Source organism: Bythopirellula polymerisocia (assembly GCF_007860015.1).
In the GTDB taxonomy this organism is placed as follows: Bacteria; Planctomycetota; Planctomycetia; order Pirellulales; family Lacipirellulaceae; genus Bythopirellula; species Bythopirellula polymerisocia.
Genome location: NZ_SJPS01000005.1, coordinates 100,430 through 125,771, shown reverse-complemented (window position 1 = coordinate 125,771; position 25,342 = coordinate 100,430). Strand labels below are relative to the sequence as shown.

General features: G+C 52.3%; 17 protein-coding genes. 16 read left to right on the top strand and 1 reads right to left on the bottom strand.

Annotated elements, in window-relative coordinates:
- Positions 1-210: 210 nt before the first annotated feature.
- The 9 genes from Pla144_RS16440 (at position 211) to Pla144_RS16400 (ending at position 16,045) form a co-directional block, all read left to right on the top strand.
- On the top strand, positions 211-3,009 hold the full coding sequence (locus Pla144_RS16440) for a hypothetical protein (protein ID WP_146451794.1): 2,799 nt from the start codon (positions 211-213) through the stop codon (positions 3,007-3,009).
- Between the two features lie 33 nt (positions 3,010-3,042).
- The gene (locus Pla144_RS16435; protein WP_146451793.1) at positions 3,043-3,897 is read left to right on the top strand and encodes a hypothetical protein; all 855 of its coding nucleotides are present in this window, start codon (positions 3,043-3,045) and stop codon (positions 3,895-3,897) included.
- A 58-nt stretch (positions 3,898-3,955) separates the two neighbouring features.
- Positions 3,956-5,263 (top strand): polysaccharide lyase 6 family protein, encoded by a 1,308-nt coding sequence (locus Pla144_RS16430; RefSeq protein WP_146451792.1) that lies wholly within the window; start codon positions 3,956-3,958, stop codon positions 5,261-5,263.
- 185 nt (positions 5,264-5,448) lie between these two features.
- Complete coding sequence (locus Pla144_RS16425) at positions 5,449-6,258, top strand: alpha/beta hydrolase (RefSeq protein ID WP_197530749.1); 810 nt, start codon at positions 5,449-5,451, stop codon at positions 6,256-6,258.
- 150 nt (positions 6,259-6,408) lie between these two features.
- Entirely contained in the window at positions 6,409-9,744 is a 3,336-nt protein-coding gene (locus tag Pla144_RS16420; RefSeq protein ID WP_146451790.1) for a transglutaminase family protein, read from the top strand.
- Positions 9,741-12,404, top strand: coding sequence for a circularly permuted type 2 ATP-grasp protein (locus tag Pla144_RS16415; RefSeq protein ID WP_146451789.1), 2,664 nt, complete (start codon positions 9,741-9,743; stop codon positions 12,402-12,404). Before Pla144_RS16420 ends, Pla144_RS16415 begins: the two co-directional genes overlap by 4 nt.
- A 72-nt stretch (positions 12,405-12,476) precedes the next feature.
- Positions 12,477-13,352: a transglutaminase family protein gene (locus Pla144_RS16410; protein WP_146451788.1), complete on the top strand. Its 876-nt coding sequence runs from the start codon at positions 12,477-12,479 to the stop codon at positions 13,350-13,352.
- Positions 13,353-13,495: 143 nt separating this feature from the next.
- Complete coding sequence (locus tag Pla144_RS16405; protein WP_146451787.1) at positions 13,496-14,992, top strand: circularly permuted type 2 ATP-grasp protein; 1,497 nt, start codon at positions 13,496-13,498, stop codon at positions 14,990-14,992.
- Between the two features lie 72 nt (positions 14,993-15,064).
- The gene (locus tag Pla144_RS16400; RefSeq protein ID WP_146451786.1) at positions 15,065-16,045 is read left to right on the top strand and encodes an alpha-E domain-containing protein; all 981 of its coding nucleotides are present in this window, start codon (positions 15,065-15,067) and stop codon (positions 16,043-16,045) included.
- A gap of 76 nt (positions 16,046-16,121) precedes the next feature.
- Here Pla144_RS16400 and Pla144_RS16395 read toward each other — a convergent pair whose 3' ends face one another.
- Positions 16,122-17,231: an aldose epimerase family protein gene (locus tag Pla144_RS16395; protein WP_146451785.1), complete on the bottom strand. Its 1,110-nt coding sequence runs from the start codon at positions 17,229-17,231 to the stop codon at positions 16,122-16,124.
- 254 nt (positions 17,232-17,485) lie between these two features.
- Between Pla144_RS16395 and Pla144_RS16390 the strand changes: the two genes are divergently transcribed.
- From Pla144_RS16390 to Pla144_RS16360, 7 genes are all read left to right on the top strand, one after another.
- Positions 17,486-18,868 carry a glycoside hydrolase family 88 protein gene (locus tag Pla144_RS16390; protein ID WP_146451784.1) on the top strand — a complete coding sequence of 461 codons (1,383 nt, stop codon included), beginning with the start codon at positions 17,486-17,488 and terminating at the stop codon, positions 18,866-18,868.
- A 12-nt stretch (positions 18,869-18,880) separates the two neighbouring features.
- Positions 18,881-19,663 carry a 3-ketoacyl-ACP reductase gene (locus Pla144_RS16385; RefSeq protein ID WP_146451783.1) on the top strand — a complete coding sequence of 261 codons (783 nt, stop codon included), beginning with the start codon at positions 18,881-18,883 and terminating at the stop codon, positions 19,661-19,663.
- Positions 19,664-19,857: 194 nt separating this feature from the next.
- On the top strand, positions 19,858-20,631 hold the full coding sequence (gene hisF / locus Pla144_RS16380; protein ID WP_146451782.1) for an imidazole glycerol phosphate synthase subunit HisF: 774 nt from the start codon (positions 19,858-19,860) through the stop codon (positions 20,629-20,631).
- A 20-nt stretch (positions 20,632-20,651) separates the two neighbouring features.
- Positions 20,652-21,818 (top strand): type IV pilus twitching motility protein PilT, encoded by a 1,167-nt coding sequence (locus tag Pla144_RS16375; protein ID WP_146451781.1) that lies wholly within the window; start codon positions 20,652-20,654, stop codon positions 21,816-21,818.
- The gene (locus Pla144_RS16370) at positions 21,818-23,722 is read left to right on the top strand and encodes an ATPase, T2SS/T4P/T4SS family (RefSeq protein ID WP_146451780.1); all 1,905 of its coding nucleotides are present in this window, start codon (positions 21,818-21,820) and stop codon (positions 23,720-23,722) included. Before Pla144_RS16375 ends, Pla144_RS16370 begins: the two co-directional genes overlap by 1 nt.
- 87 nt (positions 23,723-23,809) lie before the next feature.
- Complete coding sequence (locus Pla144_RS16365; protein WP_146451779.1) at positions 23,810-24,340, top strand: CvpA family protein; 531 nt, start codon at positions 23,810-23,812, stop codon at positions 24,338-24,340.
- Between the two features lie 81 nt (positions 24,341-24,421).
- Positions 24,422-25,138 carry a hypothetical protein gene (locus tag Pla144_RS16360; RefSeq protein ID WP_146451778.1) on the top strand — a complete coding sequence of 239 codons (717 nt, stop codon included), beginning with the start codon at positions 24,422-24,424 and terminating at the stop codon, positions 25,136-25,138.
- Positions 25,139-25,342: the final 204 nt, after the last annotated feature.

Here is a 25,342-nt window from a genome sequence, read left to right as displayed (position 1 = left end):
AACATGACCGCCCAAAGGAGATCGTTTCTGTCTGCAGCACCAAACTGCCAAAAAAACGGAAGTCTTGTTTGTCTTTCAGATTGCCAACCATTCACGTGCAATTGATTATTAATGTGGGTTTAATAGAAGTAGGACAGAGAGATTCTCTTTTATAGTCGTCGATTCCCGACGTCACACGATTCCCTTGCACTGATCAATGATTGGCCGCGGATGATGTTTCTAAATCGCTACTCCCTCGTTGCGATTGGGGTTTTGCTAGCGTATCCCTGCCTGGCGGCGGAGAGCCAATGGGTGCAGACCGGTGCTACGGGCAGACTCGTCTATGTGCCCGATGCGGAAGGGGATCGCATCATGGAGTTTTCCAACGTTGGTTATCGCGGGCGAGGGACCGAACTCATTCCCAACAACGTACCGACGATTATCACCGTTTCTCCGGTTGCAGGCGATGATACGGCCACCATCCAGGCGGCGATCAATCTAGTCTCGGCGATGCCACTTGGACCGAACGGGTTTCGCGGTGCCGTGCTGCTGGAAGCCGGCGACTACGACATCGCCACAAAACTAACAATCAACACCAGCGGCGTTGTGCTACGCGGCGTAGGCCGCGAATCGAACGAGACGGTGCTCCATGCGCGGGGAACAACTCAACGCTCACTGATCGAAGTAGGAGGTTCCGGTTCGCAATCGCTTACTGGCTCGACGCGGAACATGATTGATAAGGTCGTGCCGGTAGGTTCGCGAAGTTTTCGAGTGGACTCGACCTCTGGTTTTACGGTGGGTGATACAGTGCGGGTCACGCGTCCCACCCCTAGCAATTGGATCAGTGAACTGGGCATGGATATGATCCCGCCTCGCTCGGATGGTGGTACGGTTAACCAGTGGACGTCGTCCACGCTCAAATTGTATTTCGATCGCGTGATCACGCGTATCGAGGGCGATCGCGTTTTTGTTGATGCCCCGCTTCCTCAGTCATTCGATCAAACCTATGGTGGCGGGACGATACGTCGCTACACATGGACTAATCGCATTGAAAACGTGGGAATTGAAAACTTGCGCGGTGATTCGGACTTCACATCTCCCACAGACGAGAATCATGCTTGGGAGTTTGTCTCGATCGATGATGCACAGAACGTTTGGGTGCGAAACACGCTATCGAAGCATTTTGGCGACTCTTCGGTCGTGGCCAATCCTGGTGCTAAATGGGTCACGGTGGACAATGCAATCAGTGAGACTCCGATCAGTGTTGTAACCGGTGAAAGACGCTACACGTTTGACTTGAGTGGCGAGTTGGGATTGGTCACCAATTCTGTTGCAAATGAAGGCCGACACGACTTTGTCAACAACAGCACACAGCCGGGAGGACCCAATGTCTTCCACAATTCGGTGGCACATACAGCCCTCGATGAGACCGGCCCCCACCAACGCTGGGCCACGGGGACACTGTTTGACAACATCACCATCGAGGGGGATCAAATCAATGCCCGCAATCGAGGCAATTTCGGTTCTGGCCATGGCTGGGCAGGTGCAAACATGGTGGTCTGGAACTCCACGGCCGACAGCTTCATCGTGCAAAACCCACCAACTTCGCAAAACTGGTTGGTGGGATCGAAGGGCACGATCATCAATGACACTACGTTTGGGCCTCAGCCACCGGGGTATTACGACCAATCCGGGCCGAGTGCATCACCTGTCACTGCAGGGGGAAAGACAAGTCTGTACGAGGCTCAGATGGACGATTCCCGCGACATCCGCGAATACCATGCTCAAGGGACTGGCGACTGGACCGACGCAACCTCGTGGGACCAACGCGTCGCACCCGAAGACGCCTACAAGGTTTCGCTGCGCGATTACCTGATTGGGGATATTGACAACTATGTGTTTGACGGCAGCGGTAGCGTCGATAATGCCTTCATCGACCCTTCTTGGCAAACCGACATCATGAATTCGTCGGCACTGCCGATTACGGGGTTCGATAACCTGACTGGCAATCAGAACGTCGCCTTTACGATTCAGCACACGCTCGATGCTGGGGAAAAGGTTGTACATGGCTTCGTGGCCCTAGGACTCAAACAGGGGGGTGGGGGATTGGTGAATACTGACTTCATTCGCTTATTTGATACCGATCCCGCACACAAGTTCAATTTCTCTGACTTGGGCTGGGACTCGCAGATCAACCAGAGCAACACGTTCGTGGGAGTACTCGATTTGGGGTCGTATCTAGACGAACTCCAAAGTGGGGCCGTCAACGTTCAGGTCAATGACGATACCGGCGTGGACTGGGCGATCTATACGATCGCGGCAGCCACTCCCCTTAACGATGCCGCCAGCACGTCGGTGTTTATCGATGGCGGTGCGTCAATCCAAGTCGATGCAGCCGTGGGACCAATCGGAGAACTCTATTTGGGTGGCACATCTCCAGGTACTCTCGCGTTGACCAGCGGGGGAGCAGTGAATGTCGCTCACGACTTCACTCAAACCACAATAGGCACCTTGGCTGTGGAACTTGCGGGCAACAGTTTTGGTTCACTGAGCGTGCTCGGCACGGCAACAGTCAGTGGAATCCTGAACGTGAGTCTAGATGGTCTCTTCACGCCTGTCGCCGGAAATGAGTTTGAGATCCTCTCCGCCACATCTGTGAGTGGTGAGTTCCAGCAAGCAAACCTTCCCGCATTAGCCTTTGGATTAGTTTGGGATCTCGCCTATAACCCGACCGACATCACTCTCGCCGCGCTCTTCGCCGCGGACTTCAACGCAGATGGAACTGTCGATAACCAGGATCTAACAGATTGGCAAACGAACTACGGCATGCAATCCGCCAAACATGCCGATGGGGATGCCGATGGTGACGGAGACGTGGATGGTGTAGATTTCCTGGTTTGGCAAAGGCAGTTTGGCAATTCATCACTCACTTCGACTCTCGCGACAAATATCCCCGAGCCTCACTCCTGCCAACTTCTAGCGTTCCTGGCTATCCTGGCCCTGTTCGCTTACCGTCCAAGTAATGTCTAGTCTCTGAGCAATGCATCAATAGGGAGCTAAGCGATGCCTTCGCTAAAAGTTTTACGATTCAAAATCTCTGCAGCAATTGGTTCTGCCTGCTGTATTCTGATCTTGCTCTCTGCCTATACATCTGCCACAGAAGTCAGGCAGCAGCAATTCACTATGGATTCCCCCGCTGCAGGTGAAGTATTCATCGAACCATTGCTATCCGGCGAGATACCTGGTGTCGAGGCAACCCATATCGCCATTACTGGACCAGCATCCTATTCAGAATCGGCAAGCGATGATCACGCACTCGTCATGCTGTTTTTGGATGGCAAGGGAAAATTGCAGTTCCAAGGCGAGGAGCACGAGTTAGTTCCCGAAACCATCGCGATGCCAATCAGCAAGGAAAAGATAACAACTCACGTCGCGGAAGGCGACACCCTGCATGCGCTGAGTATTCGCAAACACTGCTCTGACCAAGACCTTGAGGACATAAAGGACTTTGCTGCCCGAAGATCCGGTGGCATGTACTTCAAGAAATTTACCGATTGCGAGTCTTACAAGGAAGCGATCAAGAGCCCCAAAACTACCAGTCGCACAGTGCTTCCCAAGGATCACATTTCCCGAGTTGCCATGGGAACTGTTGAAACTATGGGACCGGATGAAGTAGGAGCGCATCGTCACGCCATGCTCGATCAATTATTTCTCGGTTTATCGAAGAATGACTCTACCGTCATAGCCGACGAGACCGAGGCAGCGTTCCCGGAATTTACGCTTTTGCATATTCCATTGGGTTCCTTGCATGGAGTGAGAGCAGAAGACGGGAAGCGAATGTACTACATGTGGATGGATTTCTTTCTCACCAAGGAAGGCGAAGAGTGGCTCAAAACACATAAGCCGGATACCAAGTAACCCCGCGACGGATTACCCCCTCGGCGGGCGGCAATTGCCACAAAAAAAAGATTCTACAGTGCCTTGGAATAAGATTCACAACAAGTTCGATTTCGAATCCATTCTCGGAGTCATTGTTGTATTGCTTTTGGCGGTCTCTCCGCTCGCTGCCAAAGACATAATGATCGATTATCCGGCAATGCTGGAGTCGGCACAGAAAACCGCTCAGCCAGGTGACGACCTGATCCTCGCCGAAGGAGAATGGAGGGATGCCAAGCTGGTTTTTCGAGGGCAAGGCACTGAATCCGCTCCTATCAGATTGAAAGCCGCTAAACCCGGCAAGACTGTGATTACTGGAAAAAGCATCCTGCGAATTCATGGTGAACATCTCGTAGTCGAGGGTCTCTTGTTTCAGGACCCCGATCCGACAGTTAGCGATTTGATTAATTTCCGCATGGACTCGGATGAACTCGCCCATAATTGCCGCATGACCGATTGCACCGTGATTAGTACGCAACAGGGCAATAGCTCGCAGGAAAGTCGCTGGATTGGGCTATACGGATCAGACAATCGGGTCGATCACTGTACTTTCGAAGGCAAATCTGGCAAAGGGACCACGTTTGTTGTCTGGCTAGGGAATGGCAGCGAGGGTCGACATCAAATCGATCAAAATTATTTCGGTCCTCGCGAAAAACTTGGCAAGAATGGTGGCGAAACGATCCGACTTGGGGATAGCAAATCATCCATGCTCACTGGCGCTTGCGTTGTCGAGAAGAACCTATTCGAAAAATGCAATGGCGAAACCGAATGCATCTCCAACAAGTCTTGTGGCAACATTTATCGCGACAATACTTTTCTGGAAGTCAGCGGAACGCTTACCCTCAGACATGGGAATGACTGCCTTATTGAGAAGAACGTTTTTCTGGGAAACAAAGCCCGCGGCACAGGTGGCGTCCGCATCATCGGCGAGGATCATGTGGTTCGCGGCAACTACTTTGAAAAACTGACGGGCGACGATGCCCGCTCGGCTCTTACTTTAATGATGGGCATTCCTAACTCAGAGGCACACCGATACTTTCAGGTCAAACGCGCCATCGTGGAGGACAATGTACTCGTCGGTTGCGAGCACTCTCTACTCATTGGACTCAGCGACGACAAAAAAGCCAGTCTCGCCCCGGTGGATTGCGTTATTGAAGGCAATTGCATCAGTTGCCCAAAGTACACTGCAATCGAAGCTCGCTGTGACCTCGACGGAATTACATGGCAGGACAACCATTTTGCAGGCAAAAATTTAGGAATCCCTCCTGTTGATGGCATCTCGACTAGCGATGGAGATTTTACTCCGTTGGCACCAATCTCTCGGGCTGAAGTGGGAGTGACTTGGTGATTTTTCAATTGCAAATAAAATATCTCTTACGGAAACCCAGAGGCGCCGAGAATGGACACCTATCAACTCGGCTGATTCAGCCTCTTTGTAAGGGTACCATTCAATTGATTGGGGTTTGTTTAATCGGACAGTTGAGCCTGCCCTTTTCTGCGTCTGCGCAGCAGACGGTACAGAATGTTCGGGAATTGCTCGACGTCCCATACGTGACCGGTGGACATGAACGGCAAAAGCTCGATCTGTTTTTGCCGCAGGTTCCTGACGATAAACCTTGCCCGGTAATCGTCCGCATTCACGGCGGGGCTTGGCGGCATGGCGACAAAAGCGCTCAGCGGGGTGTCGCCGGTTATGTCAAGCAAGGCTACATTGGCGTGGCGATCAACTATCGCTTCAGTCAGCAGGCGATCTTCCCTGCCCAAATTGAGGACTGCAAAGCAGCCATCCGCTGGCTCCGGGCCAATGCAGAGGAGTATGGTATCGATCCTGAGCGTATCTGCGTCGTTGGTTCTTCGGCAGGAGGACACTTGGCGGCACTATTGGGCACGACGGGTGACAGCCAGCATTTCGATGTGGGTGAGCACCTTGGTTTCTCCAGCGCTGTTTGCGCGGTGGTCGACAACTTTGGGCCGACAGACCTCTTGGAAGCAAACCGCACACCAGGCTTCGAGAATAGAATGTCAATGGTAACCCAGCTCTTGGGCGGGACGGTTGCCGAAAAACCAGAGTTGGCTGCAGCGGCAAATCCCATCAATTATATTTCGCTGGCTGATCCTCCCTTTTTGATCATTCATGGAGATGCAGATCCAATAGTCCCGATCAATCAAAGCGAGTTGTTGCACGCAGCATTAGAAAAAGCAGGCGTGCCATCACAAATCCACATAGTCCAAGGAGGAATGCACGGTGGCAACCTCTTCAAGACGTCTCAATGCAAGATTCTCCTCAAGGATTTTCTGAAGCAGCAAGTCATGGAAAAAACGGTTATTACAGATCGAGATTAATTCCATTCTTAAAGGAGGGGTTCGCATGTTTCAAGGCGCTCCGCCAAGCTGGGTAAAATCCAGCGGAGCGTTGCGGCAAACTGAAAAGCTGTCTCCGGCGCTTTGTGGTATGGCTATTCGTGATGCGGGGACTCGCGTAGGATAGGGGGCATGACCATTCGCATTGCTCTCAATCATCGGACCAGTTATCGGTATGATCGGCTGGTAACGCTATCTCCCCAAATCATTCGGTTACGCCCGGCACCCCATGCCAGGACGCCTGTGCTGAGTTATTCCTTGAAAGTTCGTCCAGCGGAGCATTTCGAGAATTGGCAGCAAGATCCCCATGGGAATTTTCTTAACCGGTCCGTGTTTCCCGAAAAGGTTCGAGAGCTAAGCATCGAAGTGGACTTGATTGCCGATATGACGGTCATCAATCCATTTGATTTTTTTGTTGAGCCAAGTGCCGACGAGTGGCCATTTGTCTATGATCCATGGCTGGCAAAAGACTTGCGGCCGTTTCTGGAGTGTGAGCCGCCGGGCCCCAAGCTGGCCGCCTGGCTGGCCAAAGTGGATCGCACTAAACGGAATACAGTGAACTTTGCTGTCGATCTAAACCGGCGGCTTCAAGAGGAAATCAGTTATCTGATTCGCATGGAACCGGGGGTGCAGACTTGCGAAGAAACCCTCACAAATCTATCAGGGTCTTGCCGCGATAGCGCGTGGCTACTGGTACAAATCCTGCGGAATCTGGGGATTGCTGCGCGGTTCGCCTCGGGGTACTTAATTCAACTCGTGGCGGATGTGAAGTCGCTCGATGGGCCTTCGGGGACCGACAAGGATTTTACGGATCTGCATGCTTGGACCGAGGCCTATATCCCTGGTGCAGGATGGATCGGTCTAGATCCGACTTCAGGCTTACTAACGGGAGAAGGGCATATTCCGTTGGCTTGTACGCCTGATCCGATGAGTGCGGCTCCGATCACTGGCGGCGTCGACGCTTGCGAAATGGAATTCGACTACGCGATGTCGGTATCGCGAATTCACGAAGATCCTCGTGTGACCAAGCCCTATACGGATGAAGAGTGGCAAAAAATCGAAGCGGTCGGACACTCCGTGGATCAGCGACTACAAGCGGGGGATGTGCGACTTACGATGGGAGGCGAGCCAACTTTTGTATCTATCGACGACATGGAAGGGGCCGAATGGACTACCGCTGCTGTGGGACCAACGAAGCGCCTTCGGGCGGCAGATTTGTTCCTAAGAATGCAGCGTCGGTTTGCACCCAACAGCCTGCTGCACTTTGGCCAAGGGAAATGGTATCCGGGAGAATCACTCCCGCGATGGGCATTTAGTTGCTATTGGCGAAGCGATGGCGAACCAATTTGGAACGAGTCGAAGCTCGTTGCCGAGGAAGGTAAGTCTTATGGTCACACCGCCGCTGATGCGGAGAGACTTGTCAAGACAATTGCCGAAAACTTGGAAGTTGGTCCGCAGTTTGTTATCCCAGCTTACGAAGACGTTTGTCAGTACATTGCCCAGGAGCGTCGGCTGCCGGTGAATGTGAATCCCCGCGACAACAAGCTTAAGGACCCTGAAGCACGGGCGAGGTTAGCTCGCATTGCCGAACAGGGCTTGGGTGAGGTTGCGGGGTATGTGTTGCCGATTCGTCGGCAGTGGTGGCAGGCCCAGGCACGATGGGAGAGTAGTCTCTGGCTGATTCGATCTGACTCGATTCTACTGTTGCCTGGAGATTCGCCACTCGGATTGCGTTTGCCACTTGATTCGCTTCCCTGGTCACAGGAAGGCGATGAAATCAATGAGGTAGATCCGTCGGCACCGAGAGACTCCTTGGCTCCCCATCCCTATCAGCGAGGGAAGGTTGCAGAACGCGTGCAGCAAGAGGTTACACCATCCGAAAATGAGGATGAACTATCTCAAACTCGGCAAGCTGAACAGACACTCGATCAGAAGAGCAAAGTCGTTAAAACGGCGATGTGTGTCGAGCCGCGCAACGGAACGTTGCACGTATTCATGCCTCCCACCGAGCGGCTAGAGGATTATTTGGATCTGGTAGCTGCCGTCGAGCAGGCTGCCGAGACACTTGATACGCCAGTTGTGTTGGAAGGATATGTTCCCCCGAAGGATCACCGCCTAAATAACATCAAGGTGACACCGGACCCGGGGGTGATTGAAGTGAATACACATCCGGCTGCCACATGGGATGAGCTAGTCGAGTCTACAACAGCTTTGTACGAAGAGGCTTTTTACAGTCGGCTGGCGACAGAAAAATTTGACCTCGATGGACGACACACCGGGACGGGAGGGGGAAACCACGTTGTGCTGGGCGGACCCACACCGCAGGATAGCCCGTTCTTGCGACGGCCAGACTTGCTCAGTAGTCTGGTCGCGTTTTGGAACAATCATCCGTCATTGTCGTATCTTTTTTCCAGCAGCTTTATCGGTCCGACGAGCCAGGCTCCGCGAGTGGACGAAGGACGGCGAGATGCTCTATACGAATTGGAAATCGCTTGCGATCAAGTACCTGACCCATTTGCTGGCAGTAAGCCAATCGCTGCTTGGGAGGTAGATCGTATATTCCGCAATCTGTTAGTTGATCTTACCGGAAACACACACCGGGCCGAATTTTGTATCGATAAACTGTACTCCCCGGACACGAGTACGGGGCGATTAGGATTAGTGGAATTTCGAGGATTTGAAATGCCACCCCACGCCAGAATGAGCTTGACGCAGCAACTATTATTGCGGTCGCTGGTGGCTCTCTTTTGGGAGCAGCCCTACCAGGAGAAACTTATCCACTGGGGCACAAGGCTCCACGACCAATTCTTATTGCCACACTTTGTTTGGAGCGATTTGGGAGAAGTGATTGACGACTGCCGCGAGTTTGGTATTCCACTTGAGCGTGATTGGTTTGCGTCTCATTTTGAATTCCGATTCCCTCGGATCGGCACGATCAACCAATTGGGCATCGAAATGGAACTACGGCAGGGAGTTGAGTTGTGGTATGTTCTGGGGGAAGAGCCCGGTGGCGGAGGGACAACTCGCTATGTTGATTCCTCGGTGGAGCGATTACAGGTGAAAGTTACCGGCATGAACGACGAAAGGCATTTCGTTACCTGCAACGGCCGGCGTGTGCCGCTGCGTTCAACGGGGACAGCAGGAGAATACGTCGCGGCGGTACGCTATAGGGCATGGCAGCCGCCTAGTTGCTTGCATCCGTTGATCGGAGTACATACGCCTTTGGTGTTCGATTTGTTTGACTCTTTCAACGGTAGGAGTATCGGTGGATGTACCTACCATGTTTCTCATCCAGCAGGACGCAATTACGAGACCTTCCCGGTGAACGCCTATGAGGCTGAGGCCCGCCGGGCATCCCGCTTTTTCGCTGCGGGTCATACACCCGGCCCGATGCGAACGCCTGAGCTAGAGTTGAACCCTCTTTTTCCGTTGACGTTGGACCTACGACGGGTTAAACCGGATTCATGAGCCGAGTCGAGGTGAGTCCGTTTGCAGGTGAGAGCCTCTTTGCAGAGTATGCTCCCGACGACTCATTCTATGACGAAATATTCCGTGGAAGAGGTGAAGTGCGTGCCAGTTGGAGTGATTTTCTCTCCACAATCGCGAGTATTGGCCGGACGGAACTGATGAGTAGGTGGCTTCAGGCGCAAGAAGATATCCACGAGACGGGCATTGCTTACAACATCTACGATCAGTCCGATGGTGCGGTGCGACCGTGGGAACTCGATCTGCTGCCACAGTTGATTTCCCCGGAGGAGTGGTCGTCCCTTTCAGTTGGATTAGTTCAGCGTGCCAAATTGCTGAATCGACTTCTGGCGGATTTGTACGGACCCCAGGAATCACTAAGACGAGGCCTATTGCCCGCAGAGTGGCTTTTTTCCCACCCAGGATTCCGCAGAGTGTTTCATGGCCAAACACCGCCGAAGGGAACTTTTCTCCACTTCTATGCAGCAGACTTAGCACGGGCGCCCGATGGTCGTTGGTGGGTTGTGGGAGATCGCACCGACGCGCCGTTGGGTTTAGGTTATGCACTTGAAAATCGCATAGTGACTTCGAGAATGCTCTCCAATGCAATTCGCAGTTTTAACATCGAACGCCTTGCACCATTCTTCAAGACCCTGCAAGGAACGCTCCGAGCAATGGCTCCCGCGCATCGCGACAATCCTAGAATTGTACTGTTGAGCCAAGGACCAAGCGGTCCGAATTACTTTGAGGACGCGTATCTCGCACGTTACTTGGGATATACATTAGTCGAAGGTGGGGATCTGGCCGTTCGGGAGGACCATGTCTTTCTAAAAACACTCGCTGGACTCTTACCGGTCGACGTGATCCTTCGCAGATTGAGCGACGAGTTCTGTGACCCCTTGGAGTTGAGAGGCACGGCAGGGCTCGGGGTGCCCGGCTTATTGCAGGCTGCTCGTCAAGGTCACGTTGTTGTGGCAAACACCCTGGGAAGTTCTCTTGTGGAATCTCCTTCGTTAATGCCATTTCTGCCGGGAATTGCCCGGGAATGGCTTGGTGAAGAGTTGGCGTTGCCTTCAGTGGCAACCTGGTGGTGTGGCCAGGAATCGGCTCGAACCCATGTCTTATCACAATTCAAACCTGGCGTAGAAAATCAGCTCTCTCTACGCTCAGCCTTTCGATTGGGGCGGAGAGATGCAATATCGGAAGATCGCATGCGTCAAAGAAATACTCCCGAGATTACAAAGTTATTGCAAACAGAACCTAGCAGACTAATCGCTCAAGAGGCGGTGCAAAGATCGACTACCCCGGTGTGGTGTGATAGTTCGCCGACCCAGTGGCACTTGGCAATGCGAGTTTTCTTGGTGGCCAAAAAACATTCATACCACGTAATGCCGGGTGGATTGATCAGACTTGATCGTAACTCGTTACCTCTCGATCTGTCAGTGCTTGGCGGCCGCCTGAGCAAGGATGCCTGGGTGCAGGCGACGGGGCCTGTACAGGAAGTGACTCTGCTGGCGACAGCGAAGCAACCAGTTGTACTGCGCCGCAGTGGGGCTGAGCTACCTAGCCGCGTAGCCGATAATTTATTTTGGTTCGGCCGACGTATTGAGCGGGCTCAAGGGACTTGTCGTTTGTTGAGGCCCGTGGTAGCCAGACTTACTGGAGAGGGTGAATCCGAAGGTTCGGAAGAACTCGCCTACTTGATTCACTGCTTGGCAGAGCAGGGCCATATTGAACCCGGTTTTGCGGTCGAGGGGATGAAGGATCGATTGCCGACGATTGCCAATATCTTGCCGGCATCGGTAATGGATGCTGAGATGCTTGGCAGTCTTCGGCACTCGGTTGCGGAGGCCCATCGGAATGCCTCGCTCGTGCGAGATCGGCTGTCGCTCGATAGTTGGCGGATCGTGCATCATATCGAGCGACTCTTGATGCGAGCTGCCCAGCTGCAAGAGTCTTCTGAGCCTTCATCGAAAAATGGTAAGGCGAGTGATTCGCAGAAAGGGATTCTAACTCCTGATGAAGTAGGTGCCCTCATAAGGCAGCCTTTCGGTCTGGTTGAGCTAGATGAATTGCTGGGTGAGTTAGTAGTAAATCTATCGGCCCTCGATGGTTTGATCGGCGAGAGTATGACAAGGACGTCGGCTTGGCGGTTTCTGGAATTGGGAAAACGACTTGAAAGGTCGTTGCATGTGGTTTCACTCGTGCAATCTTTTTCCTCGACATCCGATAAAGAAGAAGGTCGTGTTTTGGAGGCGATTCTGGAGGTTGCCGATAGCATAATGACCTACCGCAGCCGCTACCTGGCCGCGGTCAGTCGAGCAGCGGCGCTGGATTTGCTGCTGACGGACGAGACGAATCCTCGCTCGTTAGCTTATCAACTAGTGTCGATTGCCGACCATGTGGCACACTTGCCGCGAAATGAATCCAAACCGCTTGGTTTCCCCGAAGAGCGTATTGCGATTTCTTTGTTAAATAATCTGCGGATGCTCGAAGTCGAAGACCTTAGTATAGGAAGCGGTGGTAAGCGAACCAAACTAGAACGCTTCCTCCAACAAGTGGACGAACAATTACCAAAGCTTTCCGACCTAATTAGCCATCGCTACCTGATCCACGCAGGAGTAGCTCGGCAGATGTCGGGCAGAGGTGGTAGCGTTTCGTGAGAGCAAAATGAAAATTCATACTTTCTAATTAATGCGATCCACCCGGCTGGCACGATGCGGCTTGCAAACAACATGAAGTACAAGGTAACCCACACGACGAAGTACGATTACGACGCGCCGGTACCGGTGTGTCATAATGTGGTTTATCTCACGCCGCGAACCACGAACGTTCAATCCTGCTCGCGACATCGATTGACCGTGAATCCGACCCCCACCACGCATTCAAAGCGGATAGACTACTTTGGCAATGCCGTTTCCTCCTTCTCCATCGCTACAAGTCATAGGCTGTTGCAGATCACGGCTAGCAGTTCAGTGACGATACAACCACGTCAGCTGCCCTCAGAAGGAAGTACTCTCGCTTGGGAATCAATTCGCAATTCTCTGGCAACCGAACGCTCTGCGGAGGGGTTAGCTACGTATCAATTTGCATTTCCCTCACCACACGTTCCCTTCCACCCAGAGTTATCAGACTATGCCCGTGAGAGCTTTAAGCCTGGTCTCCCGATTCTTGAAGCGATTCGCTCATTAAATGAGCGACTTCACGCAGATGTGAAATATGATCCGAAGGCCACGACCATCAGCACGCCTATCATTGAAGTATTTGAACACCGGCGGGGCGTCTGTCAGGATCAAGCGCATTTGATGCTTGGATGTCTGCGAGCTCTAGGGCTCGCGGCGCGCTACGTCAGCGGTTATGTGCGAACGCAGCCCGCCGGGGAATCACCACGATTGGTCGGAGGAGATGCTTCCCATGCTTGGGTATCAGTCTACTGTGGCTCTGCGGGTTGGATCGACGTAGATCCCACCAACGATTCGTTTCCTCAGACTGAACATATCACTGTTGCCTGGGGACGAGACTTTAGCGATGTTTGTCCCGTTGCAGGCATGTTCATTGGCGGAGGAAACCACCAACTTGATGTCTCGGTGGACGTGATGGCTATCGAGTAGTTTACGATGCGCTCAAGCAATCTGAACGTTCATGTGACATTGCGGACTTGCCAAATGGCACTCAAGATGCGAACATGTTTCACAGGCGGTCGTTATGTCTCCTGACGGAAATTGGAGACGCTGTACTATCAAGGCCTTTGCGGATGAATCAATCACAGACGAACGCCACACAGCTTAATTTTCGCGGCTACGATACCAAGGGTTTTTTCGATGAGCTGATCGACGAACACGACAAGCCTCGTCTTGGTGCGGAACTCTTGCTGCGAAAGTTCGAAGAGCTTCCCGACGAGGAGATTCTGCAACGGCAGCAGATGGCGGAGCGGTCCCTCTTTCAAATGGGGATCACATTTAATGTCTATGGAGACAACCAGGGCGTTGAAAAAATATTTCCGTTTGATTTAGTGCCGCGTATCATTGCCTCCGAGGAATGGAACCGCTTAGAGCGCGGCCTCAAGCAACGAATTCGCGCACTCAATCTGTTCATTGATGACATCTACCACGATCAAAAAATCATCAAAGACAAAGTAGTGCCAGAGGTAATGCTGAAGAGCGCGAAGAGCTTTCGCGAACAGTGTATTGGCATAAATCCGCCTGCAGGAATCTGGTGTCATATCACGGGCACCGACCTGGTGCGCGATAAGGATGGCACCATCTATGTATTGGAGGACAACCTACGCTGTCCTTCGGGCGTGTCGTATGTCTTGCAGAATCGTTTCATAATGAAACGCAGTTTTCCCTGGCTGTTTGACGCGTCCAATGTGCGACCAGTACTCGATTATCCTGGGCGACTTTTCCAATTGCTAGAATACTTAGCTCCGGAGGGGATCGAATCTCCCACCGTTGCGGTTTTAACTCCCGGGGTTTTCAATTCGGCCTACTACGAGCACTCTTTTTTGGCTCAGCAGATGGGAGTCGAGTTGGTTGAAGGGCGTGATCTGGTGATTCACGATGGCTATGTCTGCATGCGGACAACCAAAGGCTTTCAACGTGTCGACGTCCTCTATCGCCGAATAGATGACGACTTTATCGACCCTAAGGCATTTCGAGAGGACTCGATGCTCGGCGTCCCGGGATTGATGGAGGCGTATCGAAATGGCCGCATCGCTCTGGCGAATGCACCCGGGACGGGTATCGCCGACGACAAAGTGATTTACGCCTATGTCGAGAAGTTGATCAAGTATTACTTGAACGAGGACGCCATCATTCCTAACGTGCCGACCTATGTTTGTTACGACGACAAGGAACGTGAATACGTGCTGGCTAATCTTGATAAACTCGTCGTAAAAGCAGCCAATGAAGCGGGGGGATATGGAATGCTGATCGGCCCGCACGCCTCCGAAGATGAGCGCCGCAAGTTTGCTGATTTGATCCAGGAAAATCCTCGCAACTACATTGCTCAGCCAACGCTCTCTCTGTCGAGAATCCCCACCATTGTGGAGGACAAATTTGAAGGTCGGCATGTCGACTTACGGCCGTACATTCTTTACGGTGAAGACATTTTTGTATTGCCAGGAGGGTTGACGCGAGTGGCTCTCAAGAAGGGGTCACTTGTGGTGAATTCCTCGCAAGGAGGCGGCAGCAAAGATACATGGGTCATTGGATCTTCCCCACAGCAAAGTCAGTCCCAACAACAATCGTAGAATCCAGTGCTATTGATTTGGAGTTGCGAGCTTCGAGTCATCACTAACCGCTAACCACGAACTACTATTCACATGCTTAGCCGTGTTGCCGATTCAATTTATTGGATGAGCCGTTATGTCGAACGGGCAGAAAATCTGGCTCGCTTTGTTGACGTGACTCACAACATGTCGCTCGACCTGCCTCGAGGCTCTGAGCAGCAATGGGGGGCGTTGGTTTATGCGTCTGGTGATCAGGAATACTTTGAAAAGCATTACGGGAAGCCGACGCGTGAAAATGTAACGCAGTTTCTTACTTTCGACCCTGAGTACTCTGGATCGATCCTCTCTTGTGTGCAGGCGGCCCGTGAAAACGCGCGAAGCGTACGGGAATCGATCTCATCTGAAATGTGGGAGCAACTTAACCAGTTTTATCTCACGGTTTGCGATGCTGCGAGAGCCGGTTTGCCCGAGTCGCCAAACGATTTCTACCTTCACGTCAAGAATTCTAGCCATCTCTTCGTGGGAATTACGGTAACGACGTTTTCACAAGGGGAAGCATGGCATTTTTCACGTCTCGGCCGAGTTCTGGAACGGGCCGACAAGACATCGCGGATACTCGATGTAAAGTATTTCACATTGCTGCCAAGCGTCGCAGACGTGGGAACTCCGATTGATGATTTGCAGTGGTCGGCCGTGCTGCGAAGTGTCAGCGGATTTGAGATGTTTCGCAGACGTCATCACGGCATCACGCCGAAGCGAGTGGTTGGGTTCCTGGTGCTCGACCGCCAGTTTCCACGTGCGATTATGCATTGTGTCGATACTGCTTTTCGATCACTCCATTCAATCTCCGGGTCGCCGCAAGGCACCTTCTGGAACATTGCCGAGAAGCAACTCGGTCAACTTCGTAGTGAACTGGCTTATTCTACGGTCGACGAAATTATTGCCATCGGCTTGCATGAGTTTCTAGACTCATTACAGACCAAACTCAACGACATCGGCGGAGGGATCCATCAGAGCTTCATTGCGATGAATCCAGACGGTCAGGCTAAACCGTCAATTACCACAGAGGCTTGAGTCGGGGAAACTTGCTCCAATTCGCGGTTTGAAGGTGCAATTGGTATTGGAATAGTCACTGAGCCGTGGGTGGCAGTTACTCATTATCTACCGAAAACTTGAATACGGTTTGCGAGTCAAGCGTCTCGCCCGGTTTTAGAATAGTGGTAGGGAAATTCGGCTGGTTGGGGCTATCTGGAAAGTGCTGCGTTTCAAGGACCAGACCGCCACGATAGACGTAGGGCTTATCGCTCTTGCCTTTTAGATTTCCTTTCAAGAAATTACCGCAGTAAAACTGTATACCAGGCTCAGTGGTAAGCACCTCAAGCACGCGTCCTGAAGTTGGCTCGTATAGCCTAGCTGCGAGTTCGAGTTCGCCATCACGCTTCTCGCGATTCAGAACCCAGTTGTGGTCATAGCCTCCGCCGTAACTAAGTTGGTCATCTGTTTGATCAATGTCCTGGCCAATTTTCTTGGCTTCGCGGAAGTCGAACGGAGTACCGTCGACAGGCGCAAGGTCGCCCGTGGGTATGAGGATATTGTCCACCGGAGTATAAAGATCGGCGTTGATCCTAAGTTCGTGATCGAGAATCGTGCCTTCACCTTCACCCTTGAGATTAAAATAGGCGTGCTGCGTCAAGTTCACTGGCGTGGATTTGTCGGTTGTCGCATGGTAATCGATCACGATTTCGTTCTCGTCAGTGAGAGTATAAGTGACACTCACGTTGAGGTTGCCGGGATAGCCTTCCTCCATGTCCTTGGCTAGATAAGAGAACTTTACTGCTTTGTCGCCGACGATCTCTGCATCCCAGACAACTTTGTCAAATCCGATAATACCGCCGTGCAGAGAGTTGGGGTAATTATTGATTGCGAGCGTGTACTCCGTGCCATCGAGTGTGAATTTGCCTTTGGCGATGCGATTGCCATAACGACCGACCACTGAGCCAAAATAGGGTTTGTCGACGGCATTCATGTAGCCCGAGACATCGTTATAGCCAAGGGTAATATCGGCAACGTTCCCCTTACGGTCAGGAACCTCGATGTTGGTGATAATCGCACCATAGTTGGTAGCCTTGACCACCATTCCATTGGAATTCGTGAGAGTAAATACTTCAATCGAGTCAAAGTCCGCCACGGATACCTCTGCCGAGGCAAGCTGTGTCAGGAGGTTCATTAAAACGGCGAACAAAAGGATTGCTCTAATCATCGAGGAACTCTCAGATTTTGAGGGAAAAGCTACGAGACAAAATGACAAACTAAGAACACAAGCAGGCTTGGAATTCAACCACGTGTCTTATTTTTCGATTCTTGAAGGGTTTCGCAAGGGGAAATGTCTGGGATAATCTGATTTCGGTACCTCGACATGCGAATGTAGCTTCGGCTCACCGCCAGTGCTTGAGTGAAGCGTCATACGGGGCAGCGGACTCTTAATGCATGACAACTAGAAAGACTTAGTCGAACATGATTGATATTAACGAAGAAATCCAAGCGACCGATCTATTGCCTCGACTCGAAGTTTTCTGGGAGGCCTCGGGCGGCTCAATCAATGCGGTTGAGGCGAGTTGTCCGCCAGGTTCCGCGTCGCCTGTATTTACGATTGCTGGCAAATATACCGCCAAGGGATGGACCGAATGGACGCAAGGTTTTCAATATGGCTCGGCGCTATTGCAGTTCGACGCAACCGGGGACGAGCGATTTTTGGAACTTGGACGCCAGCGGACGACCGAGGTGATGGCCCCTCATCTGACACATGTGGGAGTCCACGACCATGGGTTCAACAATGTGAGCACCTACGGAAATCTTTGGCGGCTGATGAACGAAGGGCGGTTTGCAGAAGAATCCTGGGAACGCCACTTCTATGAACTCGCTCTGAAAGTCACAGGTGCTGTTCAAGCAGCTCGGTGGTCGGCCACTCGGGATGGAGGTGGATACATCTACTCGTTCAATGGTCCACAATCGCTATTTGTCGACACGATTCGTTCTTGTCGGGCCTTGGCAGTGTCGCACCAATTGGGACACGCACTCATGGGAGAACGAGACGAAAAGATTTCATTGCTTGAGCGGATTGTGCACCATGCCACTACTACGGCCAATTACAACATTTGGTACGGAGCGCAACGCGATGCGTATGACATTTGCGGGCGCACTGCCCATGAGTCGGTGTTCAACACGAACAACGGCGAGTATCGTTGCCCTTCTACGCAGCAGGGCTACTCCGCATTTAGTACTTGGACCCGAGGACTTTCATGGGCGATGGTTGGATTTCCCGAGCAACTAGAGTGGCTTGCCACGCGCAGGGATGAAGAATTGGAAGAGGTTGGTGGTCGTGCGACGATAGAGGCAATCTTTCTTAAAGCTGCCCGTGCGACATGTGATTTCTACATCGAACAGACCCCAGTGTGTGGAGTGCCTTATTGGGATACAGGAGCACCGGGACTGGCTAACATGGGCGATTATCTTAGTAGGCCTGCCGAGCCATTTAACGATTTCGAGCCGGTCGATAGTTCAGCTGCTGCGATTGCGGCCCAGGGCTTATTGCGACTAGGCAATTATCTCTCCCAGCGAGGTGAAACAACCGGCACCCGCTATCGGCAAGCGGCATTGACAGTAGCCGAAACATTGCTGGATGACCTTTATCTCTCGACGAACTCTGAGCATGAGGGCTTATTGATGCATTCGGTCTATCACCGTCCCAATGGCTGGGATTATATTCCTCCCCAGCGGAAAGTGCCCTGTGGCGAGTCGAGTATGTGGGGCGACTATCACATGCGAGAATTGGCACTAATGCTGGGGCGCGAAGCAAAGGGTCATCCGTATTACACTTTTTTTGGTCCTATCCAGTAGTGAGATGAAAACATGGCAGCGAAAGCCAAAAAAGTAGCACTCGTGACGGGTGGAACCCGCGGGATCGGTCTGGGAATCTCCCTTCAATTGGCAGAGAGCGGGTTTGATTTGGCTGTGAACGGTCGGCGCGAAGAACCTGAAGTCGCAGACTCACTTGAAAAAATAGAGTCTCTTGGCGCGACAGTGTTGTACTGTCAAGCGGATGTGGCTGATGCCGCTGCCCGATCCCAAATGCTGAATGAGATTCGCGAACGCTTTGGTCGACTCGATTTGTTGGTGAACAATGCTGGCGTGGCTCCCGAAGTACGGACAGATCTGCTCGACGCCACTGAGGAAAGCTTCGACCGACTGATAGCGATCAATCTCCGTGGGCCATACTTTCTCACTCAAGAAGTCGCACGCTGGATGGTAGAGCAACGTCAGAGGGAAAGTACCTTTGCCGGGATGATCGTGAATATCACATCGGTCTCTGCAGCCCTGGCCTCGGTCAACAGAGGAGACTATTGTATCTCGAAGGCAGGCATTTCGATGGCTACGCAATTGTGGGCGATCCGGCTCGCCGAATACGGAATCGATGTATTTGAAGTGCGTCCGGGAGTAATCCGTACAGACATGACCAGTGGTGTAGCTGAAGTTTACAACAAGCGAATTGCCGAGGGGCTGACTCTTGAACCACGCTGGGGGACCCCGGAGGATGTAGGTAAGGCAGTAGGATTACTCGCCCGAGGTGAACTCTCTTATGCAACAGGCAATGTCCTGGTGGTTGATGGCGGCCTGACCGTGCCTCGCTTGTAACTCTGACTCCATTGATATCGGGCTAGCGCAACTTATCAATCCCTCTTGATCGAGTTATGGAAAAGGTGCGGGTGTTACCAATGTTTCTCCCTTAGTTGACCGCCCCCCTTTTCGTACTTAAACTAAAGGGTTTAGGAGACTTCGGCGGTTTCCTCCCTACGCCTTCCTCATTTTTCTTCGGAACTCGTTCTGCCATGCTTGCCAAACGTGTGATCCCATGTCTGGATGTGGACCGTGGCCGAGTGGTGAAGGGGACCAATTTCGTAAAGCTCCGCGATGCGGGGGATCCAGTCGAAGTCGCGGCCCGCTACGAAAAGGAGGGGGCCGACGAGTTGGTATTTCTTGATATCTGTGCCAGCCATGAAGGCCGTGACATCATGCTTGACGTAGTGCGACGCACCGCCGAGCAGGTGTTCATGCCTCTGACGGTGGGAGGAGGAATTCGAAATCTCGACGATATCCGGCAACTTCTGTTGGCAGGGTGCGACAAGGTTTCGATCAATTCGGCAGCCGTGAGAGACCCAGAGTTTGTGCGGGCGGCCGCCTTGCGTTTCGGCAAGCAGTGTATCGTAGTGAACATCGATCCGAAACGAGTGATTTGCGAGGGGCGCGAAGTCTGGGAAGTCTTTATCAATGGAGGACGCATTGGCACCGGCTTGGAAGCGGTGGACTGGGCGCAGCAAGTGGAAAGTCTCGGCGCCGGCGAGATCGTGCTCACGAGTATGGACGCCGACGGTACTAAGGATGGCTATGACTTAGAAATAACTTCAGCGGTCAGTAGCGCGGTGTCGGTCCCCGTAGTCGCTAGCGGTGGGGCAGGGTGCCCTCAGCATCTGGCCGATGCGGTGACGATCGGCAAAGCAGACGCAGCATTAGCGGCAAGCATATTTCACTTTGGTGAGTTTACGATTCAAGAAACCAAGCGCGTGATGGCAGAGCATGGTGTGATCGTGCGCCTGGCGGCTTGATGGTATCGGCGGAGGCAACCATGTCTAAATCTCCTAGCAAATCTTCGATTAACGAATCGGATTACGATAGTTTTGTGGCCCGCCATCAAGAGCTGGAAGTCAACAAGCTTTTCCGTGCGTGCGTCAAACTCGAAGCAAGCGATTTGCATCTCAAGGTGGGGCGCCCACCCATGGTGCGGGTGGATGGATCATTGAGGCCAATGAATCGCGAACCGGTAGATGATGAGGAAATGGTGCGGCTCTGCTTTCCACTGATGAACGAGCGAAGCCGTAAGATTTTTGATCACGATGGTGGAGCCGACTTTGCTCACATGTGCGATGTAGACGGCACTAATTGGCGGTTCCGTGTGAATCTCATGCAGCAACTGGGGCACATCGGCATGGTGGCCCGACGGGTAAATAGTTGGATCCCCGATTTCGAGGGGCTAAATCTGCCCCCTTCTATGGAACGACTCTGCACCTATGACCAAGGCATGATTCTACTGGCTGGTGTGACCGGCTCCGGCAAGAGTACCACTATTGCGTCGATGCTTAACTGGATCAATGCGCGCTATCGCAAACATATTCTCACGCTCGAAGACCCCATTGAATTTGTGTTCACCGAAGACAAATGCTTGATCAACCAGAGGGAGATTGGCCTCGACGTAGTCGATTTCGAAATTGGCATGAAGCATGCCGTGCGTGAAGATCCCGACGTAATGCTTGTTGGTGAAATGCGTGACAAGGAAACCTTCATGACGGCGATTCACGCCGCGGAAACCGGTCACTTGGTATTTGGAACCATACACGCAAGTACCGCTTCTTCGACAATTGGCCGTATTCTGGACCTATTCCCACAGGACATGCACAGTGCCCTTCGAAGCGCGATTGCGATGAATATGAGGGGGATCGTGGCCCAAAAGTTGCTTAAGTCGATTAAGCCGGGCGTAGGCCGGGTGCCCACGGTGGAGATCATGACGTTTTCTCCGACGGTGCGCAAGCTTGTACTCGAAGAGGAAGATCACCGTCTCAACGGTGCGATCCGCGTTGGCAAGGAAGACGGCATGCAGAATTTCACGCAAAGCTTAAAGAAGTTGGTCGATGACCAATTGATTGATCGAGAAGTAGCCTTAGAGGTTGCCCCCAATCGCGAAGAATTGAAAATGGCACTCAAGGGAATTGATGTTTCGCAAGGCGGTATGATTTGATGCAAAAACTGACTGGATTTTTACGTGCGATTGCCGCTGCCGGATTGCTGATTGTTGCTGTGCAGAATTGGCTAGCCCCCGCAGTTGTTTGGGGCCAAGCGGGATTGGCGGATGTAACCGCCGCTCAGGGGATTTCCAACGACTTGGATAGTGGAAGATCCAGCTCGGTGGGAGCAAACAACGATCAACCGGTTGATGCAGAGGAACCAGCATCGACCCCCTCGACTACTGACGCTTCACTCGATTTTCCCCAACGTGCCCTCACCTTAAGTTTCAACCTAGGTGTACTTCTCAAGCTGATCGGGTTGGTAGTGATTTTCTTGATTTGGGTGGCGGCTGGGGACTGGGTCAATCGCGACAACCAAATTCACGGCCTGGGCTGGCACAAGTGGAGTCTCATCTATTACCTCCCATTCTTGCTGATCACGTTCCTCTTGTTTTTCCTGCCGGCACCAACATGGCTCCGTGCATTGTTGATGTTCCTCACTTTCGCGTTCTCCTGGGTTCCTTATGTGTTGGTCCACAACAAGAATGTCGAACCGCATGAGACCGTGCTCACTGGTTCCTGGTGGCGATATGCGATGGCTAGCATGCTCAGTAGCGTGGGAATCAAGATGAGTTCGGAAAGGAAAGCCGACTACGAAAAGGGGGTGCAAGTCGATCTCATGGCAATGGGGGCTGAAGACGCATCAACCAACAGTGTGAACCTTATTGCCGCACGTCAATCACCCGGCTACTTGCTTCTTAAAGAGGCAATCGCAGGTATTGTGTCCCGCCGTGCAGACAAACTTATGCTCGATTTCACTCAGCAAGGAGTCACGGTTCGCTACGAAATAGACGGCGTTTGGCACAATGGCGAACCGCGAGACCGAGAATCGAGCGACGTAATGTTGGCCGTAATTAAGACTCTGGCAAATCTGAATGTCAAAGATCGCAAGAGTAAACAGCAAGGCCAATTCGGTGCGAAGTATGAGGGAAAAACCTATATCTGCCCTGTGGTTACGCAAGGGGTCGCCACGGGAGAACGCGTGGTGATTTCGCGTATTGGCGAGAAGCAGCACATGGCACATTACGAGGACCTCGGCATGCGGGAAGGCCTGCAAAAACAGTGGGCCGAACTAATGGGTGCCGAATCCGGCTTGTTGATCTTTTCTTCGCTCCCCGGTGGAGGACTGACCACGATGATGAATGTCTCGTTGGAGGAGACAGATCGACTCATGCGGGACTTTGCAGCTATCGAGGAAGTCTCCAATCGCGAACATGACCTTCAGAACATCTCCGTCACGACCTACGATGCCTCTAAAGGAGAAACTCCAGCAACGATTATTCCGACGCTAATCCGAACTTATCCCAATGTCTACGTCCTGCGAGACATGACTGACGTGGAAGCTGCCAAGCTGCTTTTTAAGGAAATTCAGGACGAGCATCTGGTAGTGACGAGCATTCGGGCGAAAGAGGCTGCCGAAGCACTGTTGCGTTTCTTGCAATTAAAGATGCCGGCCAAGGAGTTTGCTAAAGTCACCAAGGGAGTGCTTTACCAGCGACTCATCCGCAAGCTATGCACCGACTGCAAGGTGGGTTACACACCTTCTGCCGACGTACTCCGCAAGCTGGGTATTCCGGCTGGCAAGGTGGAGCAACTTTATCGCCCCCCAAAACCAGAAGAGATCGAAAAACCTTGCAAGACCTGCCAGGGCTTAGGCTACGTTGGTCGTACAGGTCTGTTCGAACTATTGACCGTTAATGACAAAATGCGCGAAATATTGATAAAGCAGCCAAAGCTCTCGCTATTGAAAGAGGCCGCACGTGCGGCACGGCAACGCTCTTTGCAAGAAGAAGGCATCCTGCTGGTGGCTCAAGGAACTACGTCGCTGCAAGAACTGACCCGGGTGTTGCAGCAGTAGAGCAATAGTGCTCTGCGGCTTGAGGCTAATTGATAGTCAGATTTATGAGATAACTTTGTATTTTCTTGACTCAAATAGGTAAAACAAATGCTCTACCTTGGCATACTGATTTGTGCTGTACTCTTCGCCGGTGTAGCGATGACGGTGAATGAAGGATTGTGGAGTAATGCCATCTCGCTGATAAGTGTCACGCTAGGAGGCCTGTTCGGTATCTTTGTCGGAGTGCCGGCGGGAAATTTCCTCGCGGAGCAGGCGGGGAAAGGCCCGACAAACGCTTGGTACTTTGTTTTTGCAGGTGTGTGGGGAGTCTTCACGATTTCGGTGCTGATAACCCGCATCATTGCAGACCGCACCTCGCGCACTAAGATGCGATTCATCCCACTGGTAGACAAATTCGGCGGACCTCTGGTCGGGATTCTAGTCGCAGTGATGTTCGCTAGCTTCGCCGCATACACGATCGACCGCATACCAATCAAAGCGGGGGAGTGGAAATACGCGGATAGCCCTGGTTTTGCGGTATCTGTGTTTAACAATGTGCGAAAGCCTTTTTGGCAGGTTGCGAATGCCTTCGCCCAGGGTGAGAACATTGACAAGACATTTACTGCAGGTAATCCCTAGTTTCGCTGAGGCGTTCCAAGACTATAAGAGCGTTAGTTTAGCGAAGTGCATCAAGTCACGATTCAGTCCGGAGCAAATAACATGGAAGCTTATGATGCTGACGAACTTGTTTCGTATCGATCTCTGAGTAGCTTGGCGATCCTAGCGCTTGTGTTGGGCCTGTTTTCCCCCCTGTCGTTAATCGCTCCGCCGCTCTTTGTTATCCCTCTAGCAGGAATGGCGGTTGCGCTGTTGGCGATCAGAAATATCCTCGCCCAACCGGGTATTCTTACAGGTATGACGCTCGCCAAGATTGCACTTTTTCTGTGCACCTTCTGCTTGGTGGTTGCCCCTGTCAAGTCCGCGGTAAGTGCTAGTATCTACAAGAAGCAGGCCGATCAAGCCGCGCAACGTTGGTTCGAAACTATTGTCGAGGGGGATCTTTCGGAAGCTCTCGGCCAGCTCTCTCCAAGTGCGATCGGAGGACTCTCGCGTCCTGATCCTGCGAGCGGCAATCCGGCAGATCGTCAACCATCTCAGCCTGCCATCGAAGATGTTGTTGAAGCGTTGGGCAAGGACCACTTTGTCGAGGACCTTCGTGCCCAGGCTGAGAGTGGACCGCTTGATTTTACGGCCGTTTCAATGAGCGTTGATACAAATCGATCTCAACCCGCTGTGTCAATCGACTATTCAATAGACAATAAGGGTGGCTCCTCCTCGGTAATGATTCAATGTCTTCGGGTGAACACTCCACCCTCGGGCAAATCATGGAAAATTGATGCCTGGAAACAAGCCGCAGATCATACGCATTCGCACTGAGTGCGTTCTCAGCCTCATCGTCAAAGCGGCAAAATCATTCGTATTCGCACTGAGATCGTGCAATCGGTGCATCTCGCGGAAGAAATTCTGAAATAGGACAATTCGAGAACATTAAGGTAACACAGCGGTAACATGGAGTTCCTATCTTAGAGAGCGTTGCACCTGATGTTCGGGTTCAATTCGCCAGGGATTTGGTCCTGGCAC